This is a genomic window from Janibacter limosus NBRC 16128, from assembly GCF_001570985.1.
Lineage (GTDB): Bacteria > Actinomycetota > Actinomycetes > Actinomycetales > Dermatophilaceae > Janibacter > Janibacter limosus.
This window is the reverse complement of sequence record NZ_BCSS01000018.1, coordinates 1-21,947: the sequence shown is the minus strand read 5'-3', so window position 1 is coordinate 21,947 and position 21,947 is coordinate 1. Positions and strand designations below refer to the sequence as shown.

The window sequence follows — 21,947 nt, the reverse complement described above, 5'->3', positions numbered from 1 at the left end:
ACCCCACACCCCTCGGAGGGACACACATGACCGCGAAGATCATCTGGACCAAGATCGACGAGGCGCCCGCGCTGGCGACCTACTCCCTGCTGCCGATCGTCCAGGCCTTCACCTCAGGCACCGGGGTGGAGCTCGAGACCAGCGACATCTCGCTCGCCGGCCGCATCCTCGCCCAGTTCCCCGACCGCCTCACCGACGAGCAGCGCGTCCCCGACAACCTCGCCGCGCTCGGCGAGCTTGCCGGGACGCCCGAGGCCAACATCATCAAGCTGCCCAACGTCTCCGCCTCCGTGCCGCAGCTCAAGGCGGCAATCGCCGAGCTGCAGAGCCAGGGCTACGACCTGCCGGACTACCCGGACTCCCCCTCCACCGACGAGGACAAGCAGGTCGCCGCGGCCTACGCCAATGTCCTCGGCTCTGCCGTCAACCCGGTTCTGCGCGAGGGCAACTCCGACCGTCGCGCCCCCCTGGCCGTGAAGAACTTCACCAAGAAGCACCCGCACCGCCTCGGCCCGTGGACCGCGGACAACAAGGCCCGCGTCGCCTCCATGACCGAGGGCGACTTCTACGGCAACGAGAAGTCCGTCGTCGTCCCCGCCGACGACACCCTGGCGATCACCCTCACCGCCACCGACGGCACCGAGGTGGTCCTCAAGGACTCCGTCCCGGTCACCAAGGGTGAGATCGTCGACGCCACCTTCATGTCGGCGAAGGCGCTGCGCGCCTTCTACGCCGAGCAGATCGAGGCCGCCCGCGCCGAGGGCCTGCTGCTCTCGCTGCACCTCAAGGCCACGATGATGAAGGTGTCCGACCCGATCCTCTTCGGCCACGGGGTCGCCAGCTGGCTGGGTGACGTCGTGGACAAGCACGCCGAGGCCCTCGCCGAGGCCGGTGTCGACCTGCGCTACGGCCTCGCGTCGCTCTACACGCAGATCGAGAAGCTGCCCGCCGCGAAGCGCGACGAGATCCGCGCCGACATCGACGCGTTGTCCGCCGAGCGCCCGGCGCTGGCCATGGTCGACTCGGACAAGGGCATCACCAACCTCCACGTGCCGAGCGATGTCATCATCGACGCCTCGATGCCGGTCGTCATCCGCGACTCGGGTCAGATGTGGGACGCGGAGGGTGGCCAGCAGGAGACCCTCGCGATGATCCCGGACCGCTCCTACGGCCCGATGTACGCGGCCGTCTTCGACGAGCACAAGCGCAACGGCGCCCTCGACCCGGCCACCATCGGCACCGTGCCCAATGTCGGTCTCATGGCGCAGAAGGCGGAGGAGTACGGCTCGCACCCCACGACCTTCGAGATCCCGCAGGCCGGGACCGTCACGGTCACCAACTCCTCGGGTGAGGCCCTGCTTCTGGACCAGACCGTCGAGGAGGGCGACATCTGGCGGATGAGCCGGGTCAAGGACATCCCCGTCCAGGACTGGGTCAAGCTGGCCGTCACCCGGGCCCGCGCGACCGGCTCCCCGGCCGTGTTCTACCTCGACGAGCAGCGCGCCCACGACGCGCAGATCATCGCCAAGGTGGGCGAGTACCTCCAGCAGCACGACACCGACGGCCTCGACATCAAGATCCTCCCGCCGGTGGAGGCAGTGACCTACTGCCTCGAGCAGATCCGCGCCGGCAAGGACGCCATCTCGGTGACCGGCAATGTCCTGCGCGACTACCTCACCGACCTCTTCCCGATCCTCGAGCTCGGGACGAGCGCCAAGATGCTCTCGATCGTGCCCCTGCTCGCGGGTGGCGGCCTCTTCGAGACCGGAGCCGGCGGCTCGGCCCCGAAGCACGTCCAGCAGTTCATCAAGGAGGACTACCTGCGGTGGGACTCCCTCGGTGAGTTCTCCGCGCTGGGCGCCTCCTTGGAGCACCTCGCGACGAACTTCGACAACCCCAAGGCACAGGTGCTTGCCGACACGCTCGACACGGCAATCGCGACCTTCCTCGAGGAAAACAAGTCGCCCGCCCGCAAGATCGGGCAGATCGACAACCGCGGCAGCCACTTCTACCTGGCGCTGTACTGGGCCCAGGCCCTGGCCGCCCAGGACGTCGACGCCGAGCTCAAGGAGCGCTTCACCGCAGTCGCCCAGCAGCTCGCGGACAACGAGGCGAAGATCAACGACGAGCTCATCGGCGCCCAGGGGTCCGCGGTGGACCTCGGCGGCTACTACAAGCCGGACGCCGACAAGGTCGAGGCCGCGATGCGTCCGAGCAGCACGCTCAACGCCATCATCGACGCGCTCTGACCGCTCACCCCGCTCGCCGGGGTGAGCACGACCCAGGGAGGGCCCCGGCAACCGCCGGGGCCCTCCCTTCGTCCTGCGGGTGGTCCACCCGCTGCCTAGGATGCTCGCCGTGCCCGGATCGACGATCGGGGCGACCATCACCACGACAGGAGCCTGAATGCACCACTCCCTGGTCCACCGACTCGGCGCCGAGTTCCTCGGCACCTTCTGGCTCGTCTTCGGCGGCTGCGGGTCGGCGATCTTCGCCGCGCAGCACCTCGTCGACGGCAAGGACACCGGTCTCGGCATCGGCTTCGTCGGGGTCGCCCTCGCCTTCGGCCTGACCGTGCTCACGATGGCCTACGCCGTCGGTCACGTCTCCGGCGGCCACTTCAACCCCGCCGTCACCATCGGCCTGGCCACCGGCCGGCGCTTCGAGTGGAAGGACGTGCCGGCCTACGTCGTCACGCAGGTCGTCGCGGGTCTCGTCGCCGGTGGCGCGCTCTTCGTGATCGCCAGCGGCAAGGAGGGCTTCGACGCGAGCGCCGGCTTCGCGGCCAATGGCTACGGCATCCACTCCCCAGGTGGCTACTCGCTGGCCGCCGTGCTCATCGCCGAGGCGATCCTGACCGGGTTCTTCCTCTACGTGATCCTCGGCGCCACCGACGAGCGAGCACCGGTCGGCTTCGCCCCGATCGCGATCGGTCTGAGCCTGACGCTGATCCACCTCATCTCGATCCCGATCAGCAACACCTCGGTCAACCCGGCCCGCTCCACGGCCGTCGCGTTCTTCCAGGACGGCGCTGCCGGCCAGCTGTGGGCCTTCTGGCTGGCCCCGATCGTGGGTGCCGCCATCGCCGGCGCGACCTACGCTGTCATCACCGGCGTCAACCGCGCCGACATCGACATCGACGGCGACTGAGGCTGATCCACATGGACGCAGAGGGCGCACCGGCGGCACGCCGGTGCGCCCTCTGCGTGCCTCCGGGCCCGATCCCATCCCGACCGGCGCTCCGCTCCGAACCCTTGTCATGAACTCTCGCATCGCACCCGCCGCCGCCTGCGGAATCCTGGCGGCAACCCTCGGCACGGCGGCTGCGCACCTCGTCGCTGCCGTGGTCTCGCCGCCGTCGTCGCCGGTCCTGGCCATCGGGAGCCAGGTCATCGACGCGACGCCGACCCCGGTCAAGGAGTGGGCCGTCGGGACCTTCGGGACCGCGGACAAGCCCATCCTCATCGGGTCCGTCGCCGTGGTCAGCCTGCTGCTCGCCGCCATCGCCGGAGTCGTCCGGCTGCGCTCACGACTTCTGTCCACCGGGCTGCTGATCCTCCTCACCGCGCTCGCCGGTGCAGCGGCCGTGCTCCGGCCGAGCGCCGGCTCCCTAGCCTGGCTGCCGGCGCTCGTCGCGGCAGTCGTGGGGGTCCTGGCACTGGACTGGCTCATCTCCCGCGTGGTCCCGTCCGAGAGCGCCCACAGCCGACCCGACCAGCCCACCCGGCGCAGGTTGTTCGCCCTGGGCGGCACGGGCGCGGCCGCTCTGGCACTCGGCGGGGCGGGCCAGGGCCTGATCTCCCGCACCAAGCCCGCGACGCTCACCCTCCCGACGCCGGCCGAGCCCCTGCCTCCCCTGGCGAAGGGGGTCTCCCTGGGCAAGGAGGGCATCTCCCCCTTCATCACGCCCAACACGGAGTTCTACCGGATCGACACCGCTCTCCTGGCCCCCAACGTGGACCCCTCGGACTGGACGCTGACGATCGACGGTGATGTCCCACAAGGATTTTCGCTCAGCATCGACGAGCTGCTCGGGCTGCCGATGGTCGAGCGCGACATCACGCTCAACTGCGTGTCCAACGAGGTGGGCGGCGCCTACATCGGATCGGCCCGGTGGCTCGGGGTCCCCACTCGCGAGCTCTTCGCCCGCGCAGGACTCGACACCGACCCCAAGAACCCCGACCTCCAGGTGCTCTCGACCTCGACGGAGGGCATGACCATCTCCACGCCGCTGTCGGCCCTGCTCGACGATCGCGACGCCCTCGTGGCCGTCGGCATGAACGGCGAGCCGCTTCCTCGCGAGCACGGCTTCCCGGCGCGCTTGGTGACGCCCGGCCTGTACGGCTTCGTCGGCGCGACCAAGTGGCTGACGCGTATGACGGTCACCCGCTACGACGCGGCGAGCGCCTACTGGACGGACCGTGAGTGGGCCATCGACGGCCGGGTGCAGACCCAGGCCCGCATCGACACGCCACGAGCCTTGCGCCGCATCGCTCCCGGACGCACCTTCATCGGCGGCGTCGCCTGGGCGCAGCGTCGCGGCATCAGCAAGGTCGAGGTCCGTGTCGACGACGGACCGTGGCAGCGGGCCACCCTCGGAGCCGAGGCCGACGTCGACTGCTGGCGCCAGTGGTTCCTGCCGTGGGACGCGACCCCGGGTCGGCACGACTTCACGGTCCGAGCCACCGACGGTGACGGCGAGCTCCAGACCAAGGAGACCGCCCCTCCGTTCCCGTCCGGCGCGACGGGCTGGCACACCTCCGCCGTGACGGTGACCGACTGATCCAATCCGGGTGGGCTACGGCTCCGAACCCCTTGTCGCACAGCCCCTCTCACGACGCCCTTGGAGGCAGACATGTTCCGCATGACCACCACCCGCACCGCCGCCGCCCTCGCCGCGGTCACCCTCCCCTTCGCCCTTTCCGCCTGCGGTTCGGACATGGACTCGAGCTCCGGTTCCGGCAGCTCCTCGAGCGCCGCCTCCAGCTCGGAGTCGATGGGCTCGGACGGCTCGAGCTCCACCGGATCGACCGCTGAGGCAGCAGCCCCCTTCGGCGACGGCTGCGCATCGGTCCCCGAGAGCGGCAAGGGTTCCTTCGACGGCATGGCGACCGACCCGGTCGCCACCGCCGCAAGCAACAACCCGGCGCTCAAGACGCTCGTCACCGCCGTCACCAAGGCCGACCTGGGCTCGACGCTCAACTCGGCCAAGGACATCACCGTCTTCGCGCCCACGAACGACGCCTTCGCGGCCATGGACAAGAAGACGATGGACTCGGCCATGGCTGACCCCAAGGGCATGCTGACGACGGTGCTGACCCACCACGTCGTCGAGGGTCGCCTGGCCCCCGAGGACCTGGCCGGCACCCACGAGACGCTCGCCGGTGACAAGGTCACCGTCGAGGGCTCCGGCGAGGACTTCACCGTCGGCGAGGCGTCCGTGGTCTGCGGCAACGTCCAGACTGCCAACGCGACCGTCTACATCATCGACTCGGTCCTCATGCCGACGGCCAAGTGACCTGACCGACCACACGGTGACCTGAGAAGGCATCATGTACCTCGTGCCTCCTCCCCCCGAACAGGATCCTCCGCAGGACCACCCAGTGGTCGACCGGCACCCTGCTCGGGGGGCCGGGGAGCTCCTCGCAGATCGTCTTCGTCAGGTGGCGAAGGGGGACGAGGATGCCTTCGCCGCCCTCTACGACGAGACCGCCCCAAGGGTGCACGGCTTGGTCCTGCGGGTCCTGCGCAGCCCGTCCCAGTCGGAGGAGGTCACCCAAGAGGTCTACCTCGAGGTCTGGCGCGGGGCCAGCCGCTTCGACCCGCACAAGGGATCGGCGATCGGCTGGTTGCTGACGCTGGCCCACCGCAGGGCGGTCGATCGGGTCCGCTCCAGCCAGTCGGCCACGGTCCGGGATGACAGCTGGCACGCACGTAGCCGTGATGTCGCCTTCGACACCACGGCCGAGCTGGCCACAGCCCGGATCGAGGCGCGCAGAGTGCGCTCCGCGCTCGACGGCCTGACCCAGGTCCAGCGCGAGGCCGTGAGCCTGGCCTACCTGGGCGGCTACACGCACACCGAGGTGGCGAGCCTGCTGGACCTGCCGCTCGGCACCGCCAAGACACGCATCCGCGACGGGCTCATCCGTCTGAGGGACCAGTTGGGAGTGACACCATGAGCGAGGACCTGCACAGCCTCTCCGGGGCCTACGCCCTCGACGCCCTGAGCGATCAGGAACGTGCCGACTTCGAGGTGCACCTTGGCCGATGCGAGACCTGCCGCGACGAGGTCGACTCGCTCCGCGCGGTCCCTCCGCTGCTTGCCGAGACGGTCGCCTTCGCCCCTCCCCCAGCACTGCGCGCCGACATCATGGCTGCGATCCGCACCACCCGCCAGGACCCCCCGGTCGTCGAGGAGCCCGTCTCCTCGGAGCCTGTCCTCGCCGAGACCGGCACCGAGGCTCCCTCTGAGACCACTGTCGTCCCCCTGCGTCGCCGGGTGAGTCGGCAGTGGGCCGCACTGGCCGCGGCAGCCGCACTCGTCGTCGGAGGTGGCGTCACCTGGCAGGTCGTGGAGCAGGTCACCACGAGCGCCACGGACGAGGTCCTGGCTGCCTCCGATGCCCAGAGCTGGCAGACCACCACGCCCGGTGGCGGCACGGTCAGCGTCGTGCGGTCCGACCAGCTGGGCAAGGCGGTGCTGCGTGTCGAGGGTCTGGCCGACCCCGGGAGCGGCAACGCGTACCAGGCCTGGCTCCAGGACCCCTCAGGCTCCATGGTCCCGGCTGGGATGATGACCACCACTGACGGCGAGATGCTCCTCGAGGGCGACGTCGACGACGCAGCGGGCGTCGGCCTGACCAAGGAGCCTGCAGCCGGCTCACCGCAGCCGACCACCACGCCGGTCGCTCTCATCGAGCTCGGGTGACGGACGTCGATGACATCGGGTCCCGGCCGCGGAGTAAGGTCGTCCCCGTATCTGCTGCCCAATCACCGCACTAAGGGGTACGACTTCTCGTGAGCACCACTCCCGTCAAGGTCGCCGTCACCGGCGCCGCCGGCCAGATCGGCTACAGCCTTCTCTTCCGCATCGCCAGTGGGTCCCTCTTCGGTCCCGACACCCCCGTCGAGCTGCGCCTGCTGGAGATCACCCCGGCCCTGAAGGCCCTCGAGGGCGTCGTCATGGAGCTCGACGACTGCGCCTTCCCGACGCTCGCCGGTGTCGAGATCGGCGATGACGCCGAAAAGGTCTTCGACGGCGTCAACCACGCCCTTCTCGTGGGCGCCCGCCCGCGCGGCCCGGGCATGGAGCGCGGTGACCTCCTGGAGGCCAACGGCGGCATCTTCGCCCCGCAGGGCGCTGCGCTCAACAAGGTCGCGGCCGACGACGTGCACATCACGATCACCGGCAACCCGGCCAACACCAACGCACTCATCGCGATGAACAATGCGCCCGACATCCCCAACGAGCGTTTCAGCGCCCTGACCCGTCTGGACCACAACCGGGCGATCAGCCAGCTGTCCGCCAAGCTGGGCGTGCCGGTGACCGAGATCAAGAAGATGACGATCTGGGGCAACCACTCGGCCACCCAGTACCCGGACCTCTTCCACGCAGAGGTCTCCGGCAAGAACGCCGCCGAGACCGTGGGCGACCAGGACTGGCTGGAGAGCACCTTCATCCCGACCGTCGCCAAGCGTGGCGCAGCGATCATCGAGGCGCGAGGCGCCTCTTCGGCCGCCTCCGCGGCGTCAGCGACCGTCGACCACGCTCGCGACTGGGCCCTGGGCACCCCCGAGGGTGACTGGGTGTCGATGTCGGTCTGCTCCGACGGCTCCTACGGTGTCCCCGAGGGACTCATCTCCTCGTTCCCCGTCACCGTCAAGGACGGGGCCTGGGAGATCGTCCAGGGCCTCGAGATCGACGATTTCTCGCGTGCAAAGATCGACGCGTCCGTCGCCGAGCTCACCGAGGAGCGTGAGGCCGTGACCAAGCTCGGCCTCATCAAGGGCTGACCCCTCTAGAGCTCGACGAGGAGGGGCCCCGCACCAGTGGTGCGGGGCCCCTCCTGCGTGCTGTCGTGATCCCTCGCTAGGAGCTCAGCGGGCAGCGAGGTCCAAGGTGAATCCCGAGACCAGAACCGCCACGCCCAGGACGCCGAGCATCACGACATCCACGAGCGGGCCACGCACGGCGATCCCCCCGGCCGTGGACCCGGGCAGGGCCACCCTCAGCACGGACGCGAGCAGCAGTGCAGCACCCACGCTGACGGTCGCACGCAGCATGTGGTCGGTCAGGACGAAAAGCAGTCCGACGACGAGCCCGGCAAAGATGACCCACCACGCAGCCAGTGGCCGGGAGTCGAGGGCAGGGCGTACCTGCACAGGGGCGCCCTCATCCCCTGCACCCTCATCTCCGGCTCCCGGCTCGCTCATGCCAGGCTGCGCTCCGCCGCCTCGACGACATTGCTCAGCAGCATCGCCCGCGTCATCGGACCGACACCACCGGGGTTGGGGCTGACCCAGCCCGCGACGTCTGCCACGTCCGCGGCGACATCACCTGCAACCTTGGACTTCCCGTCCTCGGCCACGATCCGACTCACGCCCACGTCGAGCACGGCAGCGCCGGGCTTGACCATGTCCTTGGTGATGATCCCCGGCACGCCGGCTGCGGCGACGACGATGTCAGCCTGTCGGACCTCCGCCGCCAGGTCACGAGTGCCTGTGTGGCACGAGACCGTCGTGGCGTTTTCGCTGCGCCGGGTGAGGATCAGGCTGAGTGGCCGACCCACGGTGATCCCGCGGCCGACGATCACCACGTGCGCACCCGCGATCGGCACATCGTGGCGCCGCAGCAGCTCGATGCACCCCATCGGGGTGCACGGCAGGGGGGCCGGCTCACCGAGGACGAGCCACCCGAGGTTGGTCGGGTGCAGCCCGTCGACGTCCTTGAGCGGGTCCACCGCAGAGAGGACCCTGTTTTCGTCCAACCCGGTCGGCTGCTGGACGAGGAACCCCGTGCACGCCGGGTCCTCGTTGAGCTCGCGCACGACCTCGAGCACCTCGTCGAGGCTGGAACTGGCCGGCAGGTCACGACGGATGCTCGTGATGCCGATCTCGGCGCAGTCCTTGTGCTTGGCACCGACGTACCACCGGCTCCCGGGGTCGTCACCCACCAGCACCGTGCCGAGGCCAGGGGTGACCCCCCGCTCCTTGAGCGCGGCAACCCGCACCGTCAGCTCGGCCTTGATCGAGGCCAGCGCGGCCTTGCCATCGAGGATCTGTGCAGTCACGTGTGTCCTTCCGGTCTGGGTGGCTCGTCAGTGGGCGAAGTGGCGGGTGCCGGTGAAGTACATGGTGATGCCTGCCGCCTGCGCGGCTGCGACGACCTCGTCGTCGCGGACGGAGCCGCCCGGGGCGACCACGGCCGTGACCCCGGCGTCGAGCAGCACCTGCAGGCCATCGGCGAAGGGGAAGAAGGCGTCGGATGCAGCGGCGGCCCCCTTCGCCCGCTCCTCGCCGGCGCGGCTCACGGCCAGGTGGCAGGAGTCGACGCGGTTGACCTGGCCCATGCCGATACCGACGGAGCCTTGGCCCTTGGCCAGGAGGATCGCGTTGGACTTGGTGGCGCGCACCGCGCGCCAGGCGAAGGCGAGGTCCGCGAGGGTCGCCTCGTCGGCGCCCTCACCCGTGACGAGCACCCAAGCGCTCGGGTCGTCGCCATGACCCTGCGTCGGCTTGTCGTCCCCCTTGGCCTCGACGACGCCGTCGATCGCGTCGCGCTCCTGGACGAGGACACCACCGGAGATCGGTCGCACCTCGACACCACCGGGGGTCGGGGTCGCCACCTTGAGCAGGCGGCGGTTCTTCTTCTCCTTGAGGATCTCCAACGCATCGGCGTCGAAGTCCGGGGCGACGATCACCTCGGAGAAGGTGTCGTTGAGGGCAGTCGCCATGGCCGCGGTCACGGGGCGGTTGGTCGCGACGATGCCGCCGTAGGCGGAGACGGGGTCACAGGCGTGGGCGCGCTCGTAGGCGACCTCGATGCTCTCCCCCACCGCGATGCCGCACGGGTTGGCGTGCTTGATGATCGCGACGGTCGGCTGGTCGCCGTGGTCGTGGGCGGCACGCAGGGCAGCGTCGGCGTCGACGTAGTTGTTGTACGACATCTCCTTGCCGTGCAGCTGCTCGGCCTGGGCGAGGCCCGACTGCGTGTCGGAGACGTACAGGGCGGCGCGCTGGTGGGGGTTCTCGCCGTAGCGCAAGGTCTGCTGACGCGTCCAGGTGCCGCCGATCTGCGCGTCGAAGCCGGTGCCGTCACCCGTGTCGGCGACCGTCCCGGCCATCCAGTCCGCGACCGCGACGTCATAACGAGCGGTGTGGGCGAAGGCCTCGGCCGCGAGGCGCTGGCGCTGCTCGAGCGAGAAGCCGCCGCCGCGCACGGCCTCGAGGACCTCGCCGTAGCTCGTCGGGTCCGTGACGATCGCGACCGACGCGTGGTTCTTGGCCGCAGCGCGGACCATGGTCGGACCGCCGATGTCGATCTTTTCGATGCAGTCCTGCACCCCGGCCCCGGAAGCGACCGTGTCGGCGAAGGGGTAGAGGTTGACCAGGACGAGGTCGAAGGGGGCGACCTCCAGCTCCTCGAGCTGGCGCACGTGGTCGGGCAGGCGGGTGTCGGCGAGGATGCCCGCGTGGACGCGCGGGTGCAGGGTCTTGACCCGTCCGTCGAGGCACTCGGGGAACCCGGTCAGGTCCTCGACCTTGGTCACCGGCAGGCCCAGACCGGCGATCGTGGCGGCGGAGCCACCGGTGGACACGAGCTCGACGCCCGCCTCGGCCAGACCGCGGACGAGGTCCTCGAGCCCGGTCTTGTCGTAGACGGAGACGAGGGCACGGCGGACGGGACGGCGATCTGACACGAGTACTCCTGGAGGGTCGCTGCGGTGCGGGATGGGTGCACCCAGGCGGGCGATGCACCTCGACGTCGTCACTCCCCGGTGGTGATCCACCTTCGCCAGTCGTGTGGTCTCGAGTCTACGGCCGGACGGGACGAGCGGCGAACCGGTCAGCCCACGATGACCCGGCGTCCCTCGACGCGCCAGCCACCGGTGGCCATGGCCGTGACGACGTCGACCAGCATCTCCCGCTCGACGGCCTTGATCCGCTCGTGGAGCGTCTCCTCGGTGTCGTCGTCGGTGATCGTGACGGTCCGCTGCTCGATGATCGGGCCGGTGTCGACGCCGGCGTCGACGAGGTGGGCGGTCGATCCGGTGACGCGCACCCCGTACGCGAGGGCATCACGCACGCCGTGCGCGCCGGGGAAAGCCGGGAGCAGAGCAGGGTGGGTGTTGAGGAAGGTGCCCGCGGCCAGAGCCTGCGGGCCGAGGATCCGCATGAAGCCGGCCGTGACGACGAGGTCTGGGGTGTGCTCGCTGATCGTCGCGGCCAGGGCCGCGTCCCACGCATCCCGATCGGGGTGATCGGCCACCGGCTCGACGAAGGTCGGCACGCCGGCCGCCAGCGCCCGGGCGAGACCTGTGCAGTCGGCACGGTCGGTGCCGACGGCGACGATCTGCACGGGCAGCGTCCCGGCGGCTGCTGCATCGAGCAGTGACTGCAGGAGGGTCCCCGAGCCGGAGACGAGGACAACGATACGGAGGGGGAGCACGAAGGGAGTCTAGGCCGCGCACGAACGTGAGCCATTGGCCACTTCCCGCCGGCGAACATTGAGAGGATGGCCCTATGTCGGACACTGCCAGACCCATCGCCTCCGTCATCGTGCCGGCCCACGACGAGGAACGTTCGATCGGTCGGCTCCTGCAGGGCCTGACCACGGCGGCAGGCGAGCAAGGTCTCGAGGTGATCGTCGTCCCCAATGGCTGCACAGACGCCACGGCGGCACGAGCCGCAGCCTTCCCGCACGTGCAGGTGATCGAGATCCCAGAGTCCTCGAAGCTCCTCGCCATGCGCGGCGGCAGCGCCGTGGCCACCGTGTTTCCGCGCGTGTATGTGGACGCAGACGTCGAGATCGATGCAGAGTCCGTGCTGGGACTCGTCGACGCGCTGCGCAGTGGGACCGTGCACGCTTGCGGCCCGTCCCGGCACTACGCGCTCGACGGCGTGTCTCGACTGGCTCGGTGGTACTACGACGTCTGGCAAGAGCTGCCGCAGGCACGCGAGGGCCTGTTCGGCCGCGGCGTCATCGCGTTGTCAGAGGAAGGGCACCGGCGGTTCGAGGGGGCCGCCGAGGCCATGGCTGACGACCTCCTGCTCTCTGAGCTCTTCTCCCCCGAGGAGCGCAGAGTGGTCGAGACCGCGAGCGTCGTCGTCTACCCCGCACGTACCCTCCCAGCACTCCTCCGCCGTCGGGTCAGAGTCAGAACCGGCAACGCTCAGGCGGACGCCGGTCGGTGGCGCTCAGCCTCAGCCCGGACGCGTCCGGCCACGTTGATCGGCGTCGTGCGCAGGCGTCCTTCCCTGGCGCTGAAGATGCCGGTCTTCGTGGGGGTGGCCGTGCTGTCCTCCTATCGTGCGCGGCGAGCTGTGCGCCATGGTGACTTCACCAGCTGGTTGCGGGACGAGAGCAGCCGTACCTGAACCCGGAGCAGGGCGCTCGCCCGAGCGCGCGGCGGCGAACCGCTGCGCCGGGCTGGGCAAGGGCATCCCGTGGCGCACTCCGTGCCGCCACACGCCGCCCGCGACACCGGCCAGCACAAAAGTCACGACGGTGACCTGGGCGAAGCTGAAGAGGTCGAAGAAGAGACCCGAGGCAGCGATCGCCACCAACGAAGCCGCGACCGCCTGGCCCCGCGACGCCTCCGCCGGGCTCGCGGCACGGCGCGCTGCCCCCCGAGCACTCGCCACCCCCAGCACGAAGAACACGATGGTGGTCGCCAGCAGCGTCAGCCCCCCTTCGACCAAGGACATCAGGTACTGGTTGTCCAAGAAGAAGTACGTCTCCGGCCGGAAAGTGCCCAGCCCATACCCCAGCAACGGTTGCTGGGTCCACAGCTCGTTGATCACCGCGTAGTCCTCGGTGCGTCCGGTGATGCTGTCGTCGGTGGAAGCTCCCGTGAAAGTTGACACCACCGTCCCCAACAGTCCCGGCACGGCCGCTCTGAAGATGGCCATCCCAGCGATCGCCAGCACGAGTGCGGTGAGGCGCTGGCGGCCGTCGAGCACCGCGGCATAGACGGCGAGAGCGAGCATCACGACGAGGATCCCGGATCTCGACACAGCCATCGGGATGCTCAGGACGAGCAGGGTCATCAAGACCGCCGCCACGGCTCGCAGCCGCTGCGTCGGCGCGAACCGCACGAAGTGCAGGCCCAGGGGGACAGCGGCGCCACAGATCACGCCGAGCTCGATCGGGTGGTCGGTCGCGCCCCGGATCCGGGCAAATCCGCCCCTCGAGCCCGTGCCGGATGTGTCATCTGTGTGCAACGGGGGGATCTGGAGCACCTGGCCCCAGTCGAAGGGGACAACGAACTGGACGATGGCGATGGCTGCACCGATACCCGCGCCCAGCAGGATGCCCGCTAGCAACAGGTCACAGTGGCGACTGTCCGCCAACGTGGACACGCCGATGGTCAGGATGACCAACGGGATCAAGGTGAGCGCGAAGCGCAGCATCCCCGCGGCTTCTACCTCAGCGAGATTCCGCATCGTCGCAGCCGCCAGCGAGGTGCACAGACCGAAGATCAACAACCAGGCTCCGACTTCGACGGGAGGCGTTCCGGCTCTCCCCCCGGGCGCCTCCCTCCTCCCGGCCCACCGAGCGATCCAGCCCAGCACGATCATCGCCGCGATCCAGAAGATCAGAAGACGAGCCGGCCACCCGTTGGACCGCAACGGTCCGCTGATGACCAGTGACGCCGGGACGACCAGTGCGACGACGGGAAGCGCGAGAAGTGCCGACCAAGGGCCGGGCGCCCGACCTCCGGTACTGCGTCCATGGCGCGCCGCCATCGAATCGGTGTACACCGGCTTCCTCAGTCGTGGGCAGAGGCCGACGCTGGGTGCAGATCGCTCGGCGACTCAGCCCCGGGTGCCTCGCCGTAGGGGCCCACCCCGGCATCCGTGCTGGCGGTGTCACTCGTGGGATCACCACTCGTCCGGTCGCCGGGGTCACCGGCCACGTCGGCTTCACGCCCCTGACGTTGCTCACGGCCTTCTCGCTCACCACGAACAGGCGCCACGGTCGGACCATCCCGGCGTCGACGACGTCGAGTCAGCACTGCGTCCAGACCGACGACGAGCGCGGCAACCAAACCACCCCCCAGGACTCCGATGGCGCCAGCGGCCCTCAGACGGCTGGGCGTGGCATCCTCGACCGGCCCGGCGGGAACGGCAGGCGTGATCCGGTAACGAGTGTCCGCGGGCGCGCCCGCATCAGCCTGGAACTCGTCGAGGACGACGGCCGCCTCTCCAGCCACGACGTCCAGCAAGTCGTGGACACCCTGCTCACTGGGAGCCGTCGCGTCGATGTTGATCATCGGCTGGTCCTTGGAGGCAGTGGCCACGAAGCTGCTGTCCACACGGTCCTTGAGCCCGGTCCGCTCAGCAAAGGCAGTGCTGTTGATGTTGCGAGTTAGCACGGCAACAGCGAAGCGCGAGCCACCCTGCCCGGAGTAGGGGTTGGACTCATCATCGACTCCCTTCCCTGCATCCCCGTCCAGAGAGGCGCCCTGCTTGAGGTTGGGCAGGACCACGACCGAACGGGATGACGTGTAGAGCGGTTCGACGTTGGCGTAGGCGCGGTACGAGAAGAGACCGACCAGCAGCAGGAGTGGCAGGGTGAGGTACCACCGGCGAAAGCACGCTCCCGCGATCGTGAACAGGTCCATATTGGTGCGATGCTCCTTGTAGCCACGGACCGCAGAAGGGTCTCGGTCCCTTTCGAGGAAGGTTAGGTGCGAAGTGCCGGCGACCGTCGATGTCCTGATGATTACGTACAACAGCCCGGATCACGTCAGAAGGTCGCTCCCCCACCTGCTCGCCACCTGCGACGAATCCACTCGCGTGTGGCTCTGGCATAACGGTGATGACGAAGAGACCCTCGATGTGGTGCGCTCATATGCCAATGACCCCCGTGTCAGCAAGTTTCACCATAGTCGTGAAAACGTCCGGCTGCGACCCCCTACCAACTGGTTGTGGCAGGAGAGCAGCGCTGACTTCGTCTCCAAGGTCGACGACGACTGCCTGCCCCAATCCGGGTGGATCCAACAGCTGCGAGTCGCGCACGAGAACAACCCTGATTTCGGGGCAGTCGGCTGCTGGCGATTCCGCGACGAGGACTTCGTCCTCGAGCTGGCCGAGCGCAAGATCCAACAGTTCGCCGGAGGTGTGAGCCTCCTGCGCAACCACTGGGTGCAGGGCAGCAGCTATCTGCTGCCACGGGCGCTCGTCGAGCGGCAGGGCGGGATCCGAGAAGGTCAGTCCTTCAGCCAGTACTGCATCGACCTGGCGCGCATCGGGGCGGTCAACGGCTGGGTCTACCCCTTCCTCCGTGAAGAAAACATGGACGACCCACGCTCGCCGGAGACGCTCTTTCCCGACGATGAGGCCTTCCTGCGGAGGATGCCCCTGACAGCTCAAGCGCTGGGGATCACCACGATCGCCGACTGGGCCGCACAAGAGCACGAGTCGGCCGTGGCAGTCCAGGCGGCCACACTGGACCTTCGCGAATACTCCGGATGGCGTCTCAAGAAGCGCAATCTCACCAAACGTGCCCAACGAATGCTGCGCGGTCGAGGGTCGTGGTGACATCAGTCCGGCCCCGTGCCGCCAGCCAACTGCGTGGCCTCTTGATAGAAGTCGCTGGTGGAGGAGAGCACGCCCGGGGCAGCGAGATGCTGCACCTGTCCGTCAACGATCACCATGACGCGGTCACACATCGACAATGCCGAGGGCCGGTGGCTGACGAGGAAGAGTGTCGTCCGGCCCCTGAGCTGCTGGAGCGAGTCGTTGACCAAGGTCTCGGACTTCACGTCCAAGGCACTCGTCGCCTCGTCGAGGATGAGTACCTCTGGATGTCCCGCGAGGGCCCGGGCCAGACACAGACGTTGTCGTTGCCCGCCTGACACGGCGGAGGCGCGCTGGCCGACCACCGTCTCGTAGCCCTGTGGCCACGAGAGGATCTCGTCATGGATGTTGGCTCGACGCGCCGCCCCCTCGATGTCCTCGGCCGTGAGGTCTGGGCGAAAAAATCGGATGTTGTCCGCGACCGTGCCCCACACCAGCTGCGGGGTCTGGGGTACATAGGCCACGCGATCGCGCCACTCCTGCCTCCGGTAATCCCGAACGTCGATGCCGTTCACCTCCACCCGGCCGCTGTCTGGCTCACGTAGACGCAGCAAGAGCTGGACGACGGTCGACTTTCCCGCCCCGGAAGGGCCAGCGACCCCGATGGCCTCGCCTCGCTCGACCGTGAAGCTCATGTCGGTCAGGGCCGGTCGGTCAGAACGGTAGGCGAACCCCACATCGCGAAATCCGATGGTCTTCAAGGGCGGCAGGTCGTGCTCGCCCTCCTGCTGCGGATGGTCCTCGTACTGGTGCAGCGCCTCAGCGAGACGTTGCATGAAGGGGATGCGTTCGTCCAGGCTCGTCACGGCCGCCTGGACCTGCTGCGCGTAGGTGAGGGTTCTGAACAGGATCAGGACGACCGCGCCCAGGGTCGCGATCTCGCCACTAGCGGTCAGTGACACCGCGAACAACGCCAGGATCAGCAGCAGCAGGGCAATGCTCTGGAAGATCGCCGGCACCGCAGCCGCCAGGAATCGAGTCCGCAGCAACGGCCGGCGCACGTTGTCGATCTTCGAGTACACCTCGCGGCGGTAGGCGTCAGATGCTCCGAAGACTTCGGTCTCCTCGGCCAGGAGGACGACCTCTTGCACCCTCTTTGAGTACTCGATGTTCTCCGTGCTCAGCGACTTCGCGGCGCCCCGGAGCCGACGCGCGAGCGGGCGCAACACCACGAAGAGCACGACAGAGCTTGCGCTGAGCACAAGCGCTGCGGGCAAGTTGAGCACGAAAGCGGAGACCAGCATGGTGAAGAAGGTGACCAGGGCCGCCAGCCCGGTACCGACGTTGACGATCGCTTGGCTCGTGGAGGTGATGTGGGCGTTCATCAATGACTGGAAGTGCCCATCCCGTTCGGATGCCTTCACTGGCCAGGCGGCCTTGGTGAAGGCATCGAAGAGCCAACGCCGCAGGTCCGCGGTCGCAAAGGCGCCCAGTCGCGCGGGGACATAGGCGAGCAGCAGCTGGAGACCCGCCCGCGCCACAGCCAGTGCCGCGCCCACCGCCAAAGTGGTCGCCACTCCCGCAGTCATCCCGATCGGTCCCATGCCGGTGGTCACAACCGTCTCGGCAGTCGACAACGCTGCCGCGACCGTGGCGATCAGTGCGAGCAACCCGGCTTCTGCCAGACCAGCCAGCACAGCGACCACCACCAAGGCGACCAACGACAGCCGCGAACCCCGCAGGAAGGGGGACAGCTCGCCCCATGCCTGCCGGGCGTCACGCACAGCGGCCAATGGGTTGTTCTCGCGACGGGCTGGCTCAGTCGCGACGCTCCCTGTGACTGGCGCCGACGTGCCGGCCGCGGTACTCCTCAAGGTGAACCCCTCTAACCCGGTATGCGGAAGTGAGACCCCCGATGAGCCGAGCGTAGCCCTCCCCGCTACTTCACCCGGCTGCTGACAAGCCCCGCCACGGGAGCGCCTACCTCCGTAGCCCCACTCCGGAGCCTCTGCCCAGTATGGTCGGTCCCGTGACACTGGAGGGGCTCGCAAAGCCGACGTCGCGGGTCTTGGACGTGGGGGCTCGTGATGCGGGGGTTGCCGACGCCTTCGCGCGGGTGGGCGCCCATCACTACCTCGGCCTGGTGCTCGCCAGCGATCAGGACGTGCTCGACCGCGTGCCCGACCACCTGCAAGGTCGCTTCCACCCGATGATCAGCCCCGACCAGATCTTTCGCAATGACACAGATCTGCTGGTGCTTCGTGCGCCCGCCATCCGAGCTGTCTGGGCCATCCGGGACCTCACCCATACGCACCACATTGTCCTCGAAAGGGCCTCTGCGACAGCGTGGTTGCAGATCCATGGGGCGCTCGCCATCTCCCGTCTGACGGGCCGGATCGACCATCTGGGTACGACCACCTGCGGGCCACAACGGTTCGAGGTCTTCAAGACGTCCAGCCTGAAGCGACCGCGACCGCGACCGCGGCACTACCTGTCGGAGACGGTCGGGGTCTCAGGCCTGATCCGACGCCTGGAGCAGGACGGGCTCGACTACGTCGTCCTGCGGTGGTTCGACGATCTCCCCCATCTCGATTCCGGCGAGGACCTCGACATTCTCGTGGCCGATCGAGACCTGACGCGGCTGCACGAGATCCTGGCCGAAGAGCCGGGCACGATCCCGGTCGACGTGTACAGCGAGAGTGGGCTGGAGGGCGCCGACTTCTTGGGGATGGCCTACTACCCACCCCACCTCGCGGCCCAGATGCTGGCCCGGGCGGAAGAGCACCGCAGCGGCGCCCGCGTCCCCTCCCCCGAAGACCACCTTCATTCGTTGGCTTACCACGCGGTCTACCACAAGGGGGCGGCGTCAGGTCTGGCATCGGACCTCGTGGAACCCGAGAAGAGACCAGACCACGACTACGCGCAGGTCCTGACACGGGTGGCTCACTCACTCGGCCGCTCGTGGCCCACGTCCTTGGAGGGAGTCGACGAGGAGTTGACCGCACAGGGGTGGCGACCGCCTCTGGACACACTGCGCCGGCTCACCGATGCCAACGCGTGGGTACAGCACCGGTTCTTTCCTCAGAACGACGAGGCACCTCCCGAGCTGCCGGAGCCGACCATCTTCTTCATCCGCGAACGCGCCCTATCGGCTCTGGGCCGTGAGGAGACGGTAAGAGTTATCGAGTCCCTCGAGTTCGAGATCCTTCTGGTGCGCGAGTTGTCCGGACAAGCGGGTAGTCGGACGACCGAACTCGTCCGTGGTGGTAACTGGGGTCGTGGCCCCTTCCCGGTCAGCGGTGGCGACCCGGTCATGGTCGTGGTCGCCGCACACTACGGTCCCCGCCCACCCAACCGAGAGCTGTTGGCTCGCTACCCGCGCCTCACCAACGGTGACGTCCTCCACGCCAAGGTCCTCATGCGTGAGCTCGTCGAGTCCAGGTTCGGGACCGAGCACGCGTTCAATCCCGTGCACTCCTCCGACGACGAGTTCGAGACCTGGGAGTACCTCAAGACCAGCCTGCCCGACGAGGTGGAAGCGATCCGCGGAGCGGTCCGGTCACGGCGGGACGACTACCGGACGACTGTTCCTGTGCTGGCGGTCCTCAGCCGCGGCCGCCGGGCCAAGGTGGAGGTGGTCGAGGGCAGCGACGGTCATCCGGTCGTGCGCAAGACCTTCGCGCCCCACGGCCAACGACACATGGCCCGCGAGGTCGAGACGATGCGCGCGCTCGCGTCCCGAGTCAGCGCTGTCCCTGAGCTGCTGCGAACGGGGCCCAACTGGTTCGAGACCGAGTTCTTCACCAATGACCTCGCTGGGCTGCCTGATCGTCCGAGCGGTCGACTCGTGCCCCTCTCAGTGGCTCGGTCGATGGTGGAGGTTCTTCGTCAGGTCCACGCGCAGGGATTCGACCTCATCGATGCCAAGCCACAAAACTTCCTTCTTGCCCCGGGTGGCCAACTCCGGCTCGTCGACTTCGAGTTCAGCCACCGTTACCCCGGCGAGGCGCCCCCCCTCGACGAGATCTACAGCTTCACCGGCCCACCCAAGGACTTCGACGGAGATCTGCCCTACGGCGAGCTGTCCTACGAGAGTCGTTGGGAACCTTTCACCGGGCTGTCCCGCCAGTCCCTGCTGTACGACCCGGTCTGGCGCCAGCACCTGCACCGCAGCATCTTCCGCGCCGTCCGCCTCAGCGGCGCGCTCGCCTCGTTCGCTCGCTCCTGCCTGCGGCAGGGACGCGGAAGGTTCTCGTCCGGTCGAGCTCACGCTGGTGCCGCCTATCGGCAATGGGCGCGTCAGCGGGCAAGGTTCTCGCCATGAATGCGCCCCTCGACGTCGTCATCGTCGCCTACCGCAGTGCCGATTACATCCGCGCCTGTTTGGAACCCGTCGCTGAGGCGATCGAGCAGTTCCCCGGCGCCCGCATCCTGCTCGTGGACAACAACTCGGACGACGACATCACAAAAGCGGTGGCGGGACTGTCAGACCGCCTGACCCTCGTGCTGCGCGACGTCAATGACGGCTTCGCTGCCGGGTGCCACGCGGGTGCCTCAGCCTCTACGGCCAACAGACTGCTCTTCCTCAATCCGGATGCCGTGGTGGCACCCGACGCCATCGCAGCCCTGATGCGGACCGCCGATACCCATCCGGAGGCCGGGATCGTCGGGGGCCGAGCGCTGTCGCCGACAGGCGACTCCGACCACCAGTCCTGGATGGGGCGACCCACGCTGTGGTCGGCCGTGTGCTTCGCGACCTGCGCTTCCAGCGTGTTTCCCGGTTCCCGCGTCTTCGACCCGGAGTCAGGCCATGACTGGGATGGCGTCGCGCTCGTGGTGCCCATCGTCAGCGGCGGGATGATGCTCGTGCGACGTGAGGTCTGGGACGAACTCGATGGCTTCGACCGTACGTACTTCCTCTACGGCGAAGACGTGGACTTCTGCCTGCGGGCGCGCCGAGCGGGGTGGACCCCTATGGTCACTCGGGAGGCGGTCTACACCCACGACGTGGGTTCGTCCTCCGCCGGCTCGAATCGCCTGACCCTCGTCATGCGCGGGCGGGCGACCACATACCTGCGCAACTACCCTCGTCCCGTCGGCATCCTCGCTGGGTGGCTGCTCGTCGCGGGGACGGGACTGCGGTCTGTCGGTGCCGGCTTCCGACCTCTTGGCGGCCGAAGGGCGCACGCACCTGCACACTGGCAGGACACGTGGCACCGACGTCGCGAGTGGCGGAAGGGCTGGTGAGCATGAGCACCAAACCCACCGTGAGTGTGATCATTCCCGTCTACAACGACGTGCCGGCGCTTCAGCGGTGTTTGTCAGCTCTGGCTCAGCAGGACTACCCGGCCGAGCTCGTCCAGATCTTCGTGGTGGACAACGCCTCTACCCATGACGTGTCCCCAGCAGTGCCTTCGGATCTGCGCTTCCACCTGCTCCACGAAAGTCGCCCAGGCTCGTACGCTGCCCGCAACACGGGTGTCCGGGCGGCGACGGGCGAGGTCCTCGCATTCACCGACAGCGACTGCGTTCCCCGGCCGGACTGGCTGCGACGTGGTGTCGAGGCGCTGAGCTCGCAGCCTCCGCCCGATGCCATCGGTGGGGCCATCGAGCTGTTCTTCCCCCACGGGCCCAACCCCCGAACCGGTCCGGACCATTTCGAGATCCGTCACGAGTTCCAGCAGCGCAAGTACATCGAGGAATGGTCCTTCGCGGCGACGGCCAATGTCTTCGTCACGCGGAAGGTCTTCGACCGCGTCGGAATGTTCAACCCGCAGCTGAAGTCCGGGGGCGACACCGACTGGGGTACGCGGCTGGTCGCCGGTGGTGGCCGGTTGGTCTACGCACCGCAGGTCGTGGTCGGCCACCCGGCCCGCAGCAGCTGGATCGAGCTCGGGCGCAAGTCAGTGCGTGTGGCCAATGGCATCGCCGACCGCACCGGGCACCTCGGTCGTCGGGCTCTGGCCGACCGCGCCTACCGAGAAGCCAAGGGCGGGCTATCCGTGTGGGTGCACGTCTGGGGAGGGTCGCGTCCTGCGCCCACCGGCGTCCTCAACAAGGTGCGTTACGCAGCCGCCTTCAGCTACGTACGGGCCCTCCGCGTCGGTGTCCACCTCCGGCGTCTGACTCGGCGCTGACAGGCGAGGGCGCGGCCTCAGGCCGTCACACTCACGTCACGTCGACGTCGACGCCCCTCTACGGGG

The 21,947-nt window shown here is 68.5% G+C and carries 18 protein-coding genes, 1 pseudogene and 1 riboswitch; of the genes and pseudogenes, 12 read left to right on the top strand and 7 right to left on the bottom strand.

Annotation, left to right across the window (positions count from 1 at the left end):
• Nucleotides 1-26 precede the first annotated feature (26 nt).
• From JLI01S_RS08490 to JLI01S_RS08460, 7 genes are all read left to right on the top strand, one after another.
• Entirely contained in the window at nt 27-2,249 is a 2,223-nt protein-coding gene (locus tag JLI01S_RS08490; RefSeq protein ID WP_068263140.1) for an NADP-dependent isocitrate dehydrogenase, read from the top strand.
• A gap of 157 nt (nt 2,250-2,406) precedes the next feature.
• Complete coding sequence (gene aqpZ / locus JLI01S_RS08485) at nt 2,407-3,150, top strand: aquaporin Z (RefSeq protein WP_068263129.1); 744 nt, start codon at nt 2,407-2,409, stop codon at nt 3,148-3,150.
• Between the two features lie 109 nt (nt 3,151-3,259).
• Nucleotides 3,260-4,783 (top strand): molybdopterin-dependent oxidoreductase, encoded by a 1,524-nt coding sequence (locus JLI01S_RS08480; protein WP_068263121.1) that lies wholly within the window; start codon nt 3,260-3,262, stop codon nt 4,781-4,783.
• 72 nt (nt 4,784-4,855) lie between these two features.
• Nucleotides 4,856-5,518: a fasciclin domain-containing protein gene (locus JLI01S_RS08475; protein WP_068263119.1), complete on the top strand. Its 663-nt coding sequence runs from the start codon at nt 4,856-4,858 to the stop codon at nt 5,516-5,518.
• A 34-nt stretch (nt 5,519-5,552) separates the two neighbouring features.
• Nucleotides 5,553-6,179: an ECF RNA polymerase sigma factor SigK gene (sigK, locus tag JLI01S_RS08470; protein ID WP_084349307.1), complete on the top strand. Its 627-nt coding sequence runs from the start codon at nt 5,553-5,555 to the stop codon at nt 6,177-6,179.
• Nucleotides 6,176-6,928 (top strand): anti-sigma factor, encoded by a 753-nt coding sequence (locus JLI01S_RS08465; RefSeq protein WP_068263109.1) that lies wholly within the window; start codon nt 6,176-6,178, stop codon nt 6,926-6,928. Before sigK ends, JLI01S_RS08465 begins: the two co-directional genes overlap by 4 nt.
• An 89-nt stretch (nt 6,929-7,017) precedes the next feature.
• A complete protein-coding gene (locus JLI01S_RS08460) occupies nt 7,018-8,013 on the top strand; it encodes a malate dehydrogenase (protein ID WP_068263106.1) in 996 nt (331 codons plus the stop codon).
• A gap of 84 nt (nt 8,014-8,097) precedes the next feature.
• Here the strand turns inward: JLI01S_RS08460 and JLI01S_RS08455 are convergent, their stop codons facing one another.
• The 4 genes from JLI01S_RS08455 to purN form a co-directional block, all read right to left on the bottom strand.
• The gene (locus JLI01S_RS08455; RefSeq protein WP_084349306.1) at nt 8,098-8,433 is read right to left on the bottom strand and encodes a DUF3017 domain-containing protein; all 336 of its coding nucleotides are present in this window, start codon (nt 8,431-8,433) and stop codon (nt 8,098-8,100) included.
• Complete coding sequence (locus JLI01S_RS08450; protein WP_068263096.1) at nt 8,430-9,290, bottom strand: bifunctional methylenetetrahydrofolate dehydrogenase/methenyltetrahydrofolate cyclohydrolase; 861 nt, start codon at nt 9,288-9,290, stop codon at nt 8,430-8,432. Before JLI01S_RS08450 ends, JLI01S_RS08455 begins: the two co-directional genes overlap by 4 nt.
• Nucleotides 9,291-9,317: 27 nt before the next feature.
• Complete coding sequence (gene purH, locus JLI01S_RS08445; protein ID WP_068263093.1) at nt 9,318-10,919, bottom strand: bifunctional phosphoribosylaminoimidazolecarboxamide formyltransferase/IMP cyclohydrolase; 1,602 nt, start codon at nt 10,917-10,919, stop codon at nt 9,318-9,320.
• Nucleotides 10,920-10,951: 32 nt separating this feature from the next.
• A riboswitch (ZMP/ZTP riboswitch) is annotated at nt 10,952-11,032 on the bottom strand.
• Between the two features lie 33 nt (nt 11,033-11,065).
• On the bottom strand, nt 11,066-11,668 hold the full coding sequence (gene purN / locus JLI01S_RS08440; protein WP_068263089.1) for a phosphoribosylglycinamide formyltransferase: 603 nt from the start codon (nt 11,666-11,668) through the stop codon (nt 11,066-11,068).
• 74 nt (nt 11,669-11,742) lie between these two features.
• Here purN and JLI01S_RS17490 point away from each other — a divergent pair, with 74 nt between their 5' ends.
• Nucleotides 11,743-12,597, top strand: coding sequence for a glycosyltransferase family 2 protein (locus JLI01S_RS17490; RefSeq protein WP_084349305.1), 855 nt, complete (start codon nt 11,743-11,745; stop codon nt 12,595-12,597).
• Nucleotides 12,598-12,903: 306 nt separating this feature from the next.
• Here the strand turns inward: JLI01S_RS17490 and JLI01S_RS17485 are convergent.
• Nucleotides 12,904-13,269: pseudogene (locus JLI01S_RS17485) on the bottom strand (O-antigen ligase family protein); the annotation flags it as partial.
• A 722-nt stretch (nt 13,270-13,991) separates the two neighbouring features.
• A complete protein-coding gene (locus tag JLI01S_RS08430; protein ID WP_068263084.1) occupies nt 13,992-14,846 on the bottom strand; it encodes a hypothetical protein in 855 nt (284 codons plus the stop codon).
• A 97-nt stretch (nt 14,847-14,943) separates the two neighbouring features.
• Here JLI01S_RS08430 and JLI01S_RS08425 point away from each other — a divergent pair, with 97 nt between their 5' ends.
• Nucleotides 14,944-15,765, top strand: a complete 822-nt coding sequence (locus tag JLI01S_RS08425) for a glycosyltransferase family A protein (protein ID WP_084349312.1) — start codon at nt 14,944-14,946, stop codon at nt 15,763-15,765.
• Nucleotides 15,766-15,767: 2 nt separating this feature from the next.
• On the opposite strand, the gene JLI01S_RS08420 is transcribed toward JLI01S_RS08425, so the two are convergent.
• A complete protein-coding gene (locus tag JLI01S_RS08420; RefSeq protein WP_218005486.1) occupies nt 15,768-17,528 on the bottom strand; it encodes an ABC transporter ATP-binding protein in 1,761 nt (586 codons plus the stop codon).
• Nucleotides 17,529-17,773: 245 nt separating this feature from the next.
• Here JLI01S_RS08420 and JLI01S_RS08415 point away from each other — a divergent pair, with 245 nt between their 5' ends.
• Genes JLI01S_RS08415 through JLI01S_RS08405 form a run of 3 tightly spaced genes read left to right on the top strand, consistent with a single transcriptional unit; the run spans nt 17,774 to nt 21,881 of the window.
• Nucleotides 17,774-20,068 carry a protein kinase family protein gene (locus JLI01S_RS08415; RefSeq protein WP_169797308.1) on the top strand — a complete coding sequence of 765 codons (2,295 nt, stop codon included), beginning with the start codon at nt 17,774-17,776 and terminating at the stop codon, nt 20,066-20,068.
• Complete coding sequence (locus JLI01S_RS08410; protein WP_068263073.1) at nt 20,065-20,991, top strand: glycosyltransferase family 2 protein; 927 nt, start codon at nt 20,065-20,067, stop codon at nt 20,989-20,991. The genes JLI01S_RS08415 and JLI01S_RS08410 overlap by 4 nt, the downstream gene beginning before the upstream one ends.
• A gap of 2 nt (nt 20,992-20,993) precedes the next feature.
• Nucleotides 20,994-21,881 (top strand): glycosyltransferase family 2 protein, encoded by an 888-nt coding sequence (locus JLI01S_RS08405; protein WP_157074878.1) that lies wholly within the window; start codon nt 20,994-20,996, stop codon nt 21,879-21,881.
• Nucleotides 21,882-21,947 lie beyond the last annotated feature (66 nt).

Bases quoted from the DNA above. Each gene is read 5' to 3' on its own strand.
- JLI01S_RS08490 (WP_068263140.1), top strand. From the start codon at position 27: ATGACCGCGAAGATCATCTGGACCAAGATCGACGAGGCGCCCGCGCTG.
- aqpZ (WP_068263129.1), top strand. From the start codon at position 2,407: ATGCACCACTCCCTGGTCCACCGACTCGGCGCCGAGTTCCTCGGCACC.
- JLI01S_RS08480 (WP_068263121.1), top strand. From the start codon at position 3,260: ATGAACTCTCGCATCGCACCCGCCGCCGCCTGCGGAATCCTGGCGGCA.
- JLI01S_RS08475 (WP_068263119.1), top strand. From the start codon at position 4,856: ATGTTCCGCATGACCACCACCCGCACCGCCGCCGCCCTCGCCGCGGTC.
- sigK (WP_084349307.1), top strand. From the start codon at position 5,553: ATGTACCTCGTGCCTCCTCCCCCCGAACAGGATCCTCCGCAGGACCAC.
- JLI01S_RS08465 (WP_068263109.1), top strand. From the start codon at position 6,176: ATGAGCGAGGACCTGCACAGCCTCTCCGGGGCCTACGCCCTCGACGCC.
- JLI01S_RS08455 (WP_084349306.1), bottom strand. From the start codon at position 8,433: ATGAGCGAGCCGGGAGCCGGAGATGAGGGTGCAGGGGATGAGGGCGCC.
- JLI01S_RS17490 (WP_084349305.1), top strand. From the start codon at position 11,743: ATGTCGGACACTGCCAGACCCATCGCCTCCGTCATCGTGCCGGCCCAC.
- JLI01S_RS08430 (WP_068263084.1), bottom strand. From the start codon at position 14,846: ATGGACCTGTTCACGATCGCGGGAGCGTGCTTTCGCCGGTGGTACCTC.
- JLI01S_RS08425 (WP_084349312.1), top strand. From the start codon at position 14,944: ATGATTACGTACAACAGCCCGGATCACGTCAGAAGGTCGCTCCCCCAC.
- JLI01S_RS08410 (WP_068263073.1), top strand. From the start codon at position 20,065: ATGAATGCGCCCCTCGACGTCGTCATCGTCGCCTACCGCAGTGCCGAT.
- JLI01S_RS08405 (WP_157074878.1), top strand. From the start codon at position 20,994: ATGAGCACCAAACCCACCGTGAGTGTGATCATTCCCGTCTACAACGAC.